We start from the raw sequence: 13,260 nt of genomic DNA, 5'->3' as shown, positions 1-13,260 counted from the left end.
CGCCCCTGGGGCACGGGGCTGCGCCCCGGCGCCCCAGGCTTTTAGGGGCGCGGGGAACTGCGCGACCAGCCCCCACCGGGCCCGCAGCCGAAGAACCGCACCAACAACCCCCACGGGCCGTCGGACATAAATCCGGCGGCCCGTTCCCGCGCCCTGTTGCACACTCACCGGCATGGACCTCCGCATCAGACACGCCCGCCCCCACGAATACGACCGCATCGGCGAGATCACCGCGCAGGCCTACCTCGGCGACGGCCTGCTCGACTTCGGGGAGAGCGACGAGTACCTCGGCGAACTGCGGGACGTGGCGAAGCGGGCCGCCGCCGCGGAGGTCCTCGTCGCCGTGGACCACGACCACATCCTCGGCGCCGTGACCTTCGTACCGCGCGGCGGCCCCATGGCCGACATAGCCCGCCCCGGCGAAGCCGAGATCCGGATGCTCGCCGTCGCACGCGAGTCCCGCGGCCGAGGCGCCGGCGAGACCCTCGTCCGCGCCTGCGTCGACCAGGCACGCGCCACCGCCGGCTGTGCACGCGTCGTGCTCTCCACCCAGCGCACCATGCACGCCGCCCACCGCATCTACGAACGCCTCGGCTTCACCCGCACCCCCGACCGCGACTGGAACCCGCTCCCGGACCTCGACGACATCACTCTCCTCACCTACGAGTTGACACTCTGACACCGGCGCGACACAACATCTGGTGGTGTCACGGCAGCCCGGCACAAGATGTATGCTCATGCTCGCTGTCGCCGCAGGGGAATCCGGTGAAAATCCGGAACTGTCCCGCAACGGTGTACTTGTACGTGTTCGCACATCCGCGCCCATGTACTCGCGTCAGTCCGAGGACCTGCCGACAGCGCGCCCGGCCATCCGGCCCGGGTACATGACGTCCGGGCCTCGCGGAATGGGCCGGTGGACGCGACGCCGTGTGCGCTCGTGAGCTGCCCTGCCCTCCGCCAGGCCCCGTGCCTAGCGAGGGAGAGCCCCAAGTGACCATCGCGCCAGCCGACCCGGCTTCAGCTACCGCTTTCGCACAGCAGCAGCAGGAGCAGGAGCAGCAGCGGAAGCAGGCCCCGGTGGAGACGGACGGTCCCGGTACCACGCTGCTGCGTACCCTGACCGACCTCACCGCCGACCTCCCCGACGCCGACCCCGGCCGGGTCGCCGCCGCCGCGCTGCGCGGCCGGTCCGCGCGCGCGGACGACACGGAGCTGCGCGAGCTGGCCACCGAGGCGGCCGCGGGCCTCATCTCCGAGGACCCCGCCTACTCCCGGCTGGCGGCCAGGCTGCTGACGATCAGCATCGCGGCGGAGGCCGCCTCGCAGGGCGTCACGTCCTTCTCCGAGTCGATCGCCACGGGTCACCGCGAAGGCCTGATCGCCGACCGTACGGCGGAGTTCGTCCAGCTGCACACGGCCCGGCTGGACGCGCTGATCGACACCGACGGCGACGACCGCTTCGGCTACTTCGGCCTGCGCACCCTGCACAGCCGCTATCTGCTCCGGCACCCGATCACCCGCAAGGTCATCGAGACGCCCCAGCACTTCATGCTGCGCGTGGCGTCGGGCCTGGCCGAGGACGACACCACCCGGGCCCTGGACGAGGTCGCGGCGCTCTACGGGCTCATGAGCCGCCTCGACTACCTCCCCTCCTCCCCCACGCTGTTCAACTCCGGTACGCGGCACCCGCAGATGTCGTCCTGCTACCTCCTCGACTCCCCGCTGGACGAGCTGGACTCCATCTACGACCGCTACCACCAGGTGGCCCGCCTCTCGAAGCACGCGGGTGGCATCGGTCTTTCGTACTCCCGGATCCGTTCGCGCGGTTCGCTGATCCGCGGTACGAACGGGCACTCCAACGGGATCGTCCCGTTCCTGAAGACCCTCGACGCCTCGGTCGCCGCCGTGAACCAGGGCGGCAGGCGCAAGGGCGCGGCCGCGGTCTACCTGGAGACCTGGCACTCCGACATCGAGGAGTTCCTGGAGCTGCGCGACAACACCGGTGAGGACGCCCGCCGTACGCACAACCTGAACCTCGCGCACTGGATCCCGGACGAGTTCATGCGCCGGGTCGACGCCGACGGGCAGTGGTCCCTCTTCTCGCCCTCCGACGTGCCCGAGCTGGTCGACCTGTGGGGCGACGAGTTCGACGCCGCGTACCGCGGGGCGGAGGCGGCCGGTCTCGCCAAGAAGACCATCCCGGCCCGTGACCTCTACGGCCGCATGATGCGTACCCTCGCGCAGACCGGCAACGGCTGGATGACCTTCAAGGACGCCGCCAACCGCACCGCCAACCAGACGGCGGAGCCGGGCCACACCGTCCACTCCTCGAATCTGTGCACCGAGATCCTGGAGGTCACGGACGACGGGGAGACGGCGGTCTGCAACCTCGGCTCGGTCAACCTCGGCGCCTTCGTCCTCGACGGGGACATCGACTGGGAGCGGCTGGACGAGACGGTCCGCACCGCCGTCACCTTCCTCGACCGTGTCGTCGACATCAACTTCTACCCGACCGAGCAGGCCGGCCGGTCGAACGCGAAGTGGCGGCCCGTCGGCCTCGGCGCGATGGGGCTCCAGGACGTCTTCTTCAAGCTGCGCGTGCCCTTCGACTCGCCCCGGGCCCGCGCGCTCTCCACCCGGATCGCCGAGCGGATCATGCTCGCCGCGTACGAGGCCTCGGCCGACCTCGCGGAGCGCAGCGGCCCGCTCCCGGCCTGGGAGAAGACCCGTACGGCCCGTGGCGTCCTGCACCCCGACCACTACGGCGTGGAGCTGACCTGGCCGGAGCGCTGGGCGGCGCTGCGGGAACGTATCGCCGCCGTGGGCATGCGCAACTCCCTCCTCCTCGCCATCGCGCCCACCGCCACCATCGCGTCCATCGCGGGCGTGTACGAGTGCATCGAGCCGCAGGTGTCCAACCTGTTCAAGCGCGAGACGCTCTCCGGTGAGTTCCTCCAGGTCAACTCCTACCTGGTGAACGAGCTGAAGAACCTCGGCGTGTGGGACGCGCAGACCCGGGAGGCGCTGCGCGAGTCCAACGGTTCGGTGCAGGGCTTCACCTGGGTCCCGCAGGACGTCCGCGACCTGTACCGCACGGCCTGGGAGATTCCGCAGCGCGGCCTGATCGACATGGCCGCCGCCCGCACCCCGTTCCTGGACCAGGCCCAGTCCCTGAACCTCTTCCTGGAAACGCCGACCATCGGCAAGCTCTCCTCGATGTACGCGTACGCCTGGAAGTCGGGCCTGAAGACGACGTACTACCTGCGCTCCCGCCCGGCGACCCGTATCGCCCGCGCCGCCCAGGCACAGGCCCAGCCCGAGAAGACCATCCCCGTGCAGGCGATCCCCGTCGAGGATGCCGTCGCCTGCTCCCTTGAGAACCCCGAGTCCTGCGAGGCCTGCCAGTAATGAGCTCCACCGAAAAGAACCTGCTCGACCCGGGCTTCGAACTCACCCTCCGCCCCATGCGTTACCCGGACTTCTACGAGCGTTACCGGGACGCCATCAAGAACACCTGGACCGTGGAGGAGGTCGACCTCCACTCGGACGTGGCCGACCTCGCGAAGCTCTCGCAGGGCGAGCAGCACATGATCGGCCGGCTGGTCGCGTTCTTCGCGACGGGCGACTCGATCGTGTCGAACAACCTCGTGCTGACCCTCTACAAGCACATCAACTCCCCCGAGGCGCGCCTGTATCTCTCCAGGCAGCTGTTCGAGGAAGCGGTCCACGTCCAGTTCTATCTGACCCTGCTGGACACCTACCTCCCCGACCCGGAGGACCGCGCCGCCGCCTTCGACGCCGTCGAGAGCATCCCCTCGATCCGCGAGAAGGCAGAGTTCTGCTTCAAGTGGATGGACTCGGTGGAGAAGCTGGACCGTCTGGAGACCAAGGCGGACCGGCGTCGCTTCCTGCTCAACCTCATCTGCTTCGCCGCGTGCATCGAGGGCCTCTTCTTCTACGGCGCCTTCGCGTACGTCTACTGGTTCCGCAGCCGGGGTCTGCTGCACGGTCTCGCCACCGGCACCAACTGGGTGTTCCGCGACGAGACAATGCACATGTCCTTCGCCTTCGAGGTGGTGGACACCGTGCGCAAGGAGGAGCCGGAGCTCTTCGACGACCAGCTCCAGCAACAGGTCACCGACATGCTGAGGGAGGCCGTCGAGGCCGAGCTGCAGTTCGCCCGCGACCTGTGCGGTGAGGGCCTGCCGGGCATGAACACCGACTCGATGCGCCAGTACCTGGAGTGCGTGGCCGACCAGCGTCTCCAGCGCCTCGGCTTCGCACCGGTGTACGGCTCCGAGAACCCCTTCTCCTTCATGGAGCTCCAGGGTGTCCAGGAGCTGACCAACTTCTTCGAGCGCCGCCCCTCGGCGTACCAGGTGGCGGTGGAGGGCTCGGTCGGCTTCGACGAGGACTTCTGACGGACGAGAACTTCCGGCTGTACGAGGACTTCTGACGGTACGACACCGGTGATGCCGGACCGCATGTCGCGGCCCGGCATCACCGCGTCTCGTCCATGGGCCGTCCATGCACCGTCCATGGACCCCCTATGGGGCGGCAAAGTTCTTCGGGCGTGGCTATCCGGGCGTCATCGGCCCCGGCTAGGTTCTGGCCGTCCTGACATGTCACGTACAGAGGCATGGCGGGACGCTGGATTGGCATGCCCATGGCACATCCGCACTTTTCTCACGCTACGCGCGTCACGGGCCTGCCACGCAACGCCGAGAACCCCCACTTCCGGCTGTGGAGCCGTGCGCGGCCCTACCCCGGCCCGCGCGGCACCGGCCTCAAACCGATGGAGGCAGCACCCATGCGTGAGACACCCCCCAGCAGGCCCGCCCGGCGACTGCGAAGACTTCTGACCGCCGCCGCGCCCGCCCTCGCCCTCACGGTCGCCGGACTCATGGCGGCCCCGGCCGCGAACGCGCAGCCGGCGCCGACCACCACCAAGCCCACCCGGGCCGCCCAGAACGCGAAGGCCCTGACCGCCCCGGCCGCGCAGGCGGTGCACGCCACGGGCAAGGCAGGCCAGAAGGTGCCGACCACACACCTGTGCGGCGCCCCGACGGCCGGTCACGCGGCCTGTTTCGCGCAGCGTCGCACCGACATCAAGCAGAAGCTGGCCGCCGCGATCTCACCGAACGCCGCCGCCGCGGTGTCCGGCCTGAGCCCGGCGAACCTGCACAGCGCCTACAACCTGCCCTCCACCGGCGGCTCCGGCCTGACCGTCGCCGTGGTCGACGCGTACAACGACCCCAACGCGGAGTCGGACCTCGCGACCTACCGTTCGCAGTTCGGCCTGTCGGCCTGCACCAAGGCCAACGGCTGCTTCAAGCAGGTCAGCCAGACCGGCTCGACCAGCTCCCTGCCGACCAACGACACCGGCTGGGCGGGTGAGGAAGCGCTCGACATCGACATGGTGAGCGCGGTCTGCCCGAACTGCAACATCGTCCTCGTCGAGGCCAACTCGGCCACCGACTCCGACCTCGGCACCGCCGAGAACGAGGCCGTGACGCTGGGCGCGAAGTTCGTCTCCAACAGCTGGGGCGGCTCCGAGTCCTCCTCGCAGACCAGCGAGGACACCTCGTACTTCAAGCACCCGGGCGTCGCCATCACCGTCTCCTCCGGTGACTCCGCCTACGGCGCCGAGTACCCGGCCACGTCCCAGTACGTGACCGCCGTCGGCGGCACCGCCCTGTCCACCAGCTCCAACAGCCGCGGCTGGACCGAGTCCGTGTGGAAGACCAGCAGCACCGAGGGCACCGGCTCCGGCTGCTCCGCCTACGACGCGAAGCCGAGCTGGCAGACCGACACCGGCTGCTCCAAGCGCATGGAGGCCGACGTCTCCGCGGTCGCCGACCCCGCCACCGGCGTAGCCGTCTACGACACCTACGGCGGCTCCGGCTGGGCGGTCTACGGCGGTACGAGTGCCTCCTCGCCGATCATCGCGGGTGTGTACGCCCTCGCGGGCACCCCGGGCTCCAGCGACTACCCGGCGAAGTACCCGTACTCCCACACCTCGAACCTGTACGACGTGACCAGCGGCAACAACGGCTCCTGCTCGCCCTCGTACTTCTGCACCGCGGCCACCGGCTACGACGGCCCGACCGGCTGGGGCACCCCGAACGGCACCACCGCCTTCGCGTCGGGCACCAGCACCGGCAACACGGTGACCGTCACCAACCCGGGCAGCCAGTCCACCGCCACCGGCGGTTCGGTCAGCCTGCAGATATCGGCCAGCGACAGCGCGGGCGCGACCCTCACCTACAGCGCGAGCGGTCTGCCGACCGGCCTTTCGATCAGCAGCTCCACCGGTCTGATCTCCGGCACCGCGAGCACGGCGGGTACCTACAGCGTCACCGTCTCCGCCTCCGACAGCACGGGCGCCTCCGGCTCCGCCTCCTTCACCTGGACCGTCAGCACCTCCGGCGGCGGCACCTGCACCTCGGCGCAGCTGCTCGGCAACCCGGGCTTCGAGTCGGGCAACACCACCTGGAGCGCCAGCAGTGGCGTCATCACCAACTCCAGCAGTGAGGCCGCGCACGCCGGTTCGTACAAGGCGTGGCTGGACGGCTACGGCTCGACGCACACCGACACGCTCTCCCAGTCGGTGACGATCCCGTCCGGATGCAAGGCCAGCTTCACCTTCTACCTGCACATCGACACCGCGGAGACCACCACCAGCAGCCAGTACGACAAGCTGACGGTCACCGCCGGATCGACCACCCTGGCGACGTACTCGAACCTCAACGCCGCCTCCGGCTACAGCCAGAAGACCTTCGACCTGTCCTCGTTCGCCGGGTCCACCGTCACCCTGAAGTTCAGCGGTGTCGAGGACTCCTCGCTCCAGACCAGCTTCGTCGTGGACGACACCGCCGTCACGACCAGCTGACCAGTGGGGCCCTGGCCGGCGTCGCGGCCAGGGCCCTGCGTCCCTGTGTGGATCCTGATGCGGGGGTGGCACGTCCAAGCGACAAGGAGGTGCCACCCCATGCGCCGTACGACCCACCATCGGATCCTCGCCCTCACGGCCCTGACGCTGCTCCTCGCGGGCTGCGGCACACAGGGCGGCGGTGACGCGGGCGGCGGCAGCCGCACCGTGTCGCCGTCCCCCACGACGAGCCATCAGAGCTGCGACACGGCTCCCGCGGAGCTCGGCGCCGCCGACACCGGCCACACGTACTGCCTCACGGCCGGCGGCGTACTCCGCCTCACCCTGGACGGCACCACCAGTCGGCCGTGGACCCCTGTCAAGGTCAGCGGCACCGGGCTAGAGGCCACCAACAGCGGCGTCGTCCTCCAGGCGGGAGACGCGAGCTCCGCCTTCAAGGCGGTCTCGGCGGGAACCGCCCACCTCACCTCGTCCCGGCCGCTCTGCGCGACCGCCCCGGGCAAGGTGTCGTGCAAGGGCATTCAGGAGTGGACGGTCACGGTGCTGGTCACGAAGTCCTAGCTGACGGTCGATGCGCCGCTCGTGGGCCGCGCCGATCAGCGCGGGCAGGGCCAGGACCACGAAGATCGCGAGGACAGTCAGGAATCCGGCGGTGGTGTCCGAGTTGTCGATGAGCATCTTCATGAACACCACTGTCGTACCGCTCGCCCCTCAGCGTCAGTGGCAGGACTGCCGTAGACCCTCGATTTCCTGCCACTGACGAGGCACACTGGCGGACATGCTGAAAAACGTGGCCGCGGTCCTGCTCGACGGTGTGCACCCCTTCGAACTCGGGGTCGTCTGCGAGGTGTTCGGCATCGACCGCAGCGACGACGGCCTGCCCGTCTACGACTTCGCGGTCGCCTCCGCCGAAGGCCCGACCCTGACCACCCACGCGGGGTTCTCGCTGACCACCGAGCACGGCCTGGAGCGCTTGGAGAGCGCCGACCTCATCGCTCTCCCCGCCGGGAACTCCTATGTGTCCCGGTCCTATCCGCCCGAACTGCTCGACGCCCTGCACCGCGCCACGGACCGCGGCGCCCGGGTGCTCAGCGTCTGCTCCGGCGTCTTCGTGCTCGGCGCGGCCGGGCTCCTCGACGGGCGGCGCTGCGCCGTGCACTGGCACCACGCCGAGGAGCTCACCCGGCAGTACCCGAAGGCGATCGTCGAACCGGACGTGCTGTACGTGGACGAGGACCCGGTGATCACCTCGGCCGGCACCGCCGCCGGAATCGACGCCTGTCTGCACATCGTCCGCAAGGAACAGGGTCCCGAGGTCGCCAACGCCATCGCCCGCCGCATGGTGGTGCCCCCGCACCGGGACGGCGGGCAGGCCCAGTACATCGAGCGCCCGCTGCCCCGCTCCACCTGCGACACGGTCGGCGAGGTGCTGGTGTGGATGGAGCGCCACCTCGACCGGGAGGTGACCGTCGAGCAGCTCGCGGCCCGCGCCCACATGTCCCCGCGCACCTTCGCACGCCGCTTCCAGCAGGAGACCGGCACCACCCCGTACCGCTGGATCCTGCGCCAGAGGGTGCTGCTGGCACAGGAGTTGCTGGAGGCGTCGGACGAGACGATGGACGCGATCGCGGGCCGCACCGGGTTCGGCACCGCGGCCGCGCTGCGCCACCAGTTCGTCCGGAGCCTGGGGACGACCCCGCAGGCCTACCGGCGCACGTTCAGAGGCCCGCGGGCCGCCTGAACGCGCACCGGTACGGACACCGGGTCACCGCGGACAGCGCCGCGCGGTCACCGCGGCAGGGCCCTCAGCAGCAGCCGGTACGGACGCAGGGTGATGCCGACGCGGGTCGCGTCATTGGAGTCGGAGACCTGCTCGAACCGCCACCGGGACGCCACCGTCGCCGTGATCAGGCTGAGCTGCGCCATCGAGAAGTGGTCGCTCGGGCACTTCCGGTTGCCCACACTGAAGGGGCTCATGGCGTACTTCGGGACGTCCTTGGCGCGTTCCGGAAGCCAGCGGTCGGGGTCGAAATCCAGATGCCCGTCGTACGAGCGCGGATCACGCTGGATGGCGAACGGACTGTAGACGATGTCGGCACCGGCCGGAATCCGATAGCCGCCGAGTTCGGTTTCGGTCACCGCCCGCCGGGTCAAAATCCATACGGCGGGGCGCAGCCGCATCGACTCGACGACGACATTGTTGGTGTACGACAGCTTCCGGACGTCGTCGAATGCGACGGGCCGGTCCCCTACGACGGATTCGACCTCCTCGGCCACCCGTGCGGCGTGTTCCGGGTGTTCGGTGAGTACTTGCAGCAGCCACATGATCGTGGACGCCACGGTTTCGCTGCCGGGCGTGAGTATCGCTACGACTTGGTCGTGGATCTCCTGTTCGCCGATCGGCTCGCCGTTCTCGTCCTTCGCTTCCAGCAATGCCGTCAGCAAATCGTCCGGCTTTTGACCGGATGCGCGGCGCTCGGCGACGATCTCGTCGACGAGGAGATGCAAATCGGCCAATGCGCGGTCGAATTTGCGGTTGGCCGGAAGCGGCAGCCGATAGAGAGGGCCCGCAGGGATCACCATGCGCCGGTACATGCCGCGGAACACGGTGGCGAGCGCGATGCTCAGGCGCTCGGCGCGCTCGTCCATGAACTCGCCGCGCAGCAGACAGCGGGCCGCGATGCGCACAGCGACACGGAACGACTCGGCGGTGCAGTCGACGGGCTCGCCCGACCCCATGCGCTCGGCGAGCGCCCGCGCCTCCTCCTCCATGATCGGTCCGTACTCGGGGATGATGTCGAGCCGGAACGCCGGCTGGATGGTGCGGCGCTGGCGACGGTGCCTGGGCCCGTTCGCGGTGGCGACGCCCTCCTTGCCGAGCAGGCCTTCCAGGGACTCCCAGAGGGGTCCGTCGATCTTGAAGTCGGTGCTGAGCGCCATCGCTCCGGTGAGGGCCGGCGAGGTGAGCGCGTACACCGTCTTGGGGCCCAGCTTGAGCCGTACGACGTCGCCGTGGTCGCGGAGCCGGGCGAGGAAGCCCAGCGGGTCACGGACCAGTTTCCAGCCGTGGCCCAGGACCGGCAGGCCGCCTCCGGCGAGAGGTGGAACGGGCAGCTGCGGTGGCGCGGGTTGCGCGGGCTTCACTGACTCGACGGTCATGACTCACCTGCCGCTTCGTTGTTGACGTACGGGGGCGTGGAGCGGTCGTCCCAGCTGTCGACGGTGTACCGGCCGGACTCGTGGTGGAACCAGTACACGGAGCTGAACCAGTTCCGCATATTGCCGAGGCACGCTTTCACGGCGAGGCTCAATTCCTTGCCGTGCACGGTGCCGTCCGCGAGGGTGTCGGCGAACCGGTTGAGGTCCTTTTCCGCGTCGAGGAATTCGGCGATGCATTCCTCGATCCGCCGCCGGATTTCCTGGACCGCTTCTTCGAGTGTCAGCCCCTCGTGGCGGATGAGGCTGATTCCGAGATTGTGGACATCGTCGCCCGCGATTTCTTTCGGGAGCGAACAGAGGTCGTTGTACCAGGCGGCGAATTCCTGGCTCAGCAGAGCCGCCCGGCGATATGCGAAATGGTTCCGCACGGCGGTGGGAATTTCACTGCCCGCGCTCGGCTCCAGAAGGTCGGTCCAGATCCAGTGCGCGAAGGTGAGCCGCCGCAGTTCCAGATATTCCTCGACCGTGGGCACGGTGACGTCGACACGGTTGCGGAATTCCCGGTCGTACGCCTCGATCACCGCGTGGAAATGTTGGGCGAAGCGCGCGTTCCACTTCTTGGTCAGGAACGAGTACAGGCGCAGCATGCTGTCCGCGAACCCCGCGACCAGGGGATCCTGGTGGTGCAGGTACTCCCTCGGGGAGTCGAGAGCCGCGTGCAGCTGGAACCTGAGCCTCCGCCAGGCGCCGGTCCTGCCGTGGACGACATCGCGGTCGTGGCGGTCGTCCCAGACGAAGAACCACGCGCTGTAGTCGGCTATCGCCTGCATGACCTCGTCGGGGGCGCCAATGTAGTAGCCCGCCATCAGGTCCGTATAGCAAAGGCCGTCGGCATATTCGTCGACCTTGTCCGCCGGCATGAGGCGTTTTTCCCTCAGCCACGAACGTGTGTTCTCCTGAAGTCTCGGCCAATACGGGTGCAGTTGGCGGGGAAACGCGGACTCGATCACCGGGAGAGAGAGCGCCGGTGGAACCGCGACCGCAGTCGGTGTCGATGAAGTGCTGCGTGAGAATGCATGCACGAACAAACCCCTCTCAGCCGCCAGTTGACGCTGTGCCCCTCCCGCTGTGCCGGGCGTGCGCCGTTGCGTATCCCCGCACTTCCCATTCAGCACCACAACTGACCGTTCTGGGAACGGATTTGCTTCACTCACTACCCCGCAGTGCTGAGAATGTCCCCTTGTGTGACTGAATATGGATCACTAGAGGAGCACAAGGGATCGAACGTGCGACGCACATACGAACGGCGCCTGGTCAGGGGATTCCCCTTGACCAGACGCCTCTCGGGCAGGCCCGCGAGTGCGCGCGAGCCCCAACTGTCCTGCCGCGACTCAGCCGTTCAAGTCGCCCACCAGATCCTGTCCCGGTGTCCTAGTCGTTCGCGACGATCGGGTAGCGGGGCTCGTTCTCGGCCATCTGCCGCAGGGCTTCCTTGCGCTCGCGCTTGGAGAGCCGGTCGATGTAGAGATAGCCGTACAGGTGGTCGGTCTCGTGCTGGAGGCAGCGCGCGAAGTAGCCGGTGCCGCGCACCTTGACCGGGTTGCCCTTCTCGTCCTGCCCGGTGACCTCCGCGTAGTCGGGGCGGGCCAGCGGCGCGTACGCGGTCGGCACGGAGAGGCAGCCCTCGTTGCTGTCGTCGAGGCGGCGCTGCTCGGCGGGCAGCTCGACGAGGACGGGGTTGCAGACGACACCGACGTGCCGCTTGCCCTCGTCGTCCTGGCAGTCGTAGACGAAGACCTTCAGATCGACGCCGATCTGGTTGGCCGCCAGGCCCACGCCCTCGGCGGTGCGCTGGCTGGCGAACATGTCGGCGATCAGCTCGTCGAGCTCGGGCCCGAACTCGGTGACGTCCTTGCACTCCTTGTGCAGCACCGGGTTGCCGACGACCGTGATCGGCCGCGAGGTACCGCGCTCACGGTAGGCCGCCTCACGCTCCTCACCGTCCTCGGTGTCGATGACGAAGCCCTCGTCGTCCACGGGGAGCACTCCAGAGTGCTGCTGCTCGGTGTCCTGCTGCGCCATGACCGACGTACGCCTTCCTCGAAACCAGGGGTGTGGTGCTCATACAGGGTACGGGGGTGGCGCCCCGCGAGGGCGCGGGACCGTGTTGATCTGCGGCTCCGCCGCGTGGGCGCGACGAGCCCCCGCCGGCCGGCAGCGCTCAGCACACCTCTTCGAGATCCCGCCAGTCCCGGGAGTCGGGGCTGTCCGCGACCCACCCGTCCAGCAACCCCCTGACCAGCGAAGCCGGCGCAGCGAGACCGCACTCCCGCTCCGGCACCCACAGCTGCCCGTCGGTGCGGTGACCGAGCGGTCCGGGATGCCCGGGCTCGCTGTGGTCGTGCGGGTCGAGATGCTCACCGTCGCCCTCGTCGGACGGCATCCGCGACTCGGAACACATCCGGCACAGCAGCCGTACGGACGAGGACCAGTCCTCCGCGGCGAAGCCGGCGTCCGCCGCGAGCTGCTCCAGGGCGTCCCGGTCCTCCTCGGTGGCGGCCTCCAGGAGAACCACCCAGGTGGGTACCGGGGAGGGCGCCCACAGCTCGATCTCGTCGAAGACGGGATAGGCGTGCCCGGCGGCGGTCGTCCGCTCCCCGTGCGGGACACCGTCGTGCAGGACGACCTCGCCCCAGCGCCGCCCCGAGGACGGCAGCGGAATGGACAGGACCTCCACCCGGGCCGGATCGAGCCTGCGCCCCCACACGACCTCGGCCTCGCCCTCCGGCGACAGCCGTACGGCCGCACTGCCGAGGTCCATGCCCACCGGTTCCCCGGAGACGGCGGCCCCGCCGGGCACCCGCAGCCCGTACGCCTGCCAGGCGCGGCGGGCCAGCGGCCAGTCCTGCAGGGCGGTGGCGGCGATCCCGACGTTCCACCAGTCGGGGGCGCCCGCCTCCCGGTCGAGGAGTGCGACGGCCCTGAGGCCCGCGGCCCGCGCCTGCTCCCAGTCGTGCCGGAACTTGTGCAGCAGGGCCAGGTTGAACCAGGACTCCGACAGCCAGGGCTCCAGGTCCGCGGCGCGCGTCAGCAGCGCTCCCGCGTCCTCGTACCGGCCGTCGCCGATCAGCGTGAACGCGCGATCGGTGGCCTGCCGCCATGAGGCGGAGGGCCGGTGCCGTCCCTTGCCGAAGATCCTCACGATTCCC

At 69.2% G+C, this 13,260-nt stretch carries 10 protein-coding genes and 1 riboswitch; of the genes, 6 read left to right on the top strand and 4 right to left on the bottom strand.

Annotated elements, in window-relative coordinates:
• Nucleotides 1-172 precede the first annotated feature (172 nt).
• From ACFVWD_RS47750 to ACFVWD_RS47725, 6 genes are all read left to right on the top strand, one after another.
• Nucleotides 173-679 (top strand): GNAT family N-acetyltransferase, encoded by a 507-nt coding sequence (locus ACFVWD_RS47750; protein ID WP_389604620.1) that lies wholly within the window; start codon nucleotides 173-175, stop codon nucleotides 677-679.
• A gap of 17 nt (nucleotides 680-696) precedes the next feature.
• A riboswitch (cobalamin riboswitch) is annotated at nucleotides 697-871 on the top strand.
• 119 nt (nucleotides 872-990) lie between these two features.
• A complete protein-coding gene (locus ACFVWD_RS47745) occupies nucleotides 991-3,408 on the top strand; it encodes a ribonucleoside-diphosphate reductase subunit alpha (protein WP_389604618.1) in 2,418 nt (805 codons plus the stop codon).
• Complete coding sequence (locus ACFVWD_RS47740) at nucleotides 3,408-4,421, top strand: ribonucleotide-diphosphate reductase subunit beta (protein WP_054228144.1); 1,014 nt, start codon at nucleotides 3,408-3,410, stop codon at nucleotides 4,419-4,421. Before ACFVWD_RS47745 ends, ACFVWD_RS47740 begins: the two co-directional genes overlap by 1 nt.
• A gap of 389 nt (nucleotides 4,422-4,810) precedes the next feature.
• Nucleotides 4,811-6,892, top strand: a complete 2,082-nt coding sequence (locus ACFVWD_RS47735; protein ID WP_389604616.1) for a putative Ig domain-containing protein — start codon at nucleotides 4,811-4,813, stop codon at nucleotides 6,890-6,892.
• A 99-nt stretch (nucleotides 6,893-6,991) separates the two neighbouring features.
• The gene (locus tag ACFVWD_RS47730) at nucleotides 6,992-7,453 is read left to right on the top strand and encodes a hypothetical protein (protein ID WP_389604614.1); all 462 of its coding nucleotides are present in this window, start codon (nucleotides 6,992-6,994) and stop codon (nucleotides 7,451-7,453) included.
• Between the two features lie 217 nt (nucleotides 7,454-7,670).
• Nucleotides 7,671-8,633: a GlxA family transcriptional regulator gene (locus tag ACFVWD_RS47725; protein WP_168495389.1), complete on the top strand. Its 963-nt coding sequence runs from the start codon at nucleotides 7,671-7,673 to the stop codon at nucleotides 8,631-8,633.
• A gap of 47 nt (nucleotides 8,634-8,680) precedes the next feature.
• Here the strand turns inward: ACFVWD_RS47725 and ACFVWD_RS47720 are convergent, their stop codons facing one another.
• The 4 genes from ACFVWD_RS47720 to ACFVWD_RS47705 form a co-directional block, all read right to left on the bottom strand.
• Complete coding sequence (locus ACFVWD_RS47720) at nucleotides 8,681-10,051, bottom strand: cytochrome P450 (RefSeq protein WP_389604612.1); 1,371 nt, start codon at nucleotides 10,049-10,051, stop codon at nucleotides 8,681-8,683.
• Nucleotides 10,048-11,133 carry an epi-isozizaene synthase gene (cyc1, locus tag ACFVWD_RS47715; RefSeq protein WP_389604624.1) on the bottom strand — a complete coding sequence of 362 codons (1,086 nt, stop codon included), beginning with the start codon at nucleotides 11,131-11,133 and terminating at the stop codon, nucleotides 10,048-10,050. The genes ACFVWD_RS47720 and cyc1 overlap by 4 nt, the downstream gene beginning before the upstream one ends.
• Nucleotides 11,134-11,482: 349 nt before the next feature.
• The gene (gene def / locus ACFVWD_RS47710) at nucleotides 11,483-12,133 is read right to left on the bottom strand and encodes a peptide deformylase (RefSeq protein ID WP_389604610.1); all 651 of its coding nucleotides are present in this window, start codon (nucleotides 12,131-12,133) and stop codon (nucleotides 11,483-11,485) included.
• 139 nt (nucleotides 12,134-12,272) lie between these two features.
• Nucleotides 12,273-13,253 carry a hypothetical protein gene (locus ACFVWD_RS47705; protein ID WP_168495383.1) on the bottom strand — a complete coding sequence of 327 codons (981 nt, stop codon included), beginning with the start codon at nucleotides 13,251-13,253 and terminating at the stop codon, nucleotides 12,273-12,275.
• Nucleotides 13,254-13,260 lie beyond the last annotated feature (7 nt).

The organism is Streptomyces sp. NPDC058086, assembly GCF_042885015.1.
Lineage (GTDB): Bacteria > Actinomycetota > Actinomycetes > Streptomycetales > Streptomycetaceae > Streptomyces.
The sequence above is the reverse complement of the archived record's forward strand: the minus strand, read 5'-3'. Positions and strand labels throughout refer to the sequence as shown.

Coding starts and splice junctions, on each gene's coding strand:
- ACFVWD_RS47750 (WP_389604620.1), top strand. CDS start 173: ATGGACCTCCGCATCAGACACGCCCGCCCCCACGAATACGACCGCATC.
- ACFVWD_RS47740 (WP_054228144.1), top strand. CDS start 3,408: ATGAGCTCCACCGAAAAGAACCTGCTCGACCCGGGCTTCGAACTCACC.
- ACFVWD_RS47735 (WP_389604616.1), top strand. CDS start 4,811: ATGCGTGAGACACCCCCCAGCAGGCCCGCCCGGCGACTGCGAAGACTT.
- ACFVWD_RS47730 (WP_389604614.1), top strand. CDS start 6,992: ATGCGCCGTACGACCCACCATCGGATCCTCGCCCTCACGGCCCTGACG.
- ACFVWD_RS47725 (WP_168495389.1), top strand. CDS start 7,671: ATGCTGAAAAACGTGGCCGCGGTCCTGCTCGACGGTGTGCACCCCTTC.
- ACFVWD_RS47720 (WP_389604612.1), bottom strand. CDS start 10,051: ATGACCGTCGAGTCAGTGAAGCCCGCGCAACCCGCGCCACCGCAGCTG.
- def (WP_389604610.1), bottom strand. CDS start 12,133: ATGGCGCAGCAGGACACCGAGCAGCAGCACTCTGGAGTGCTCCCCGTG.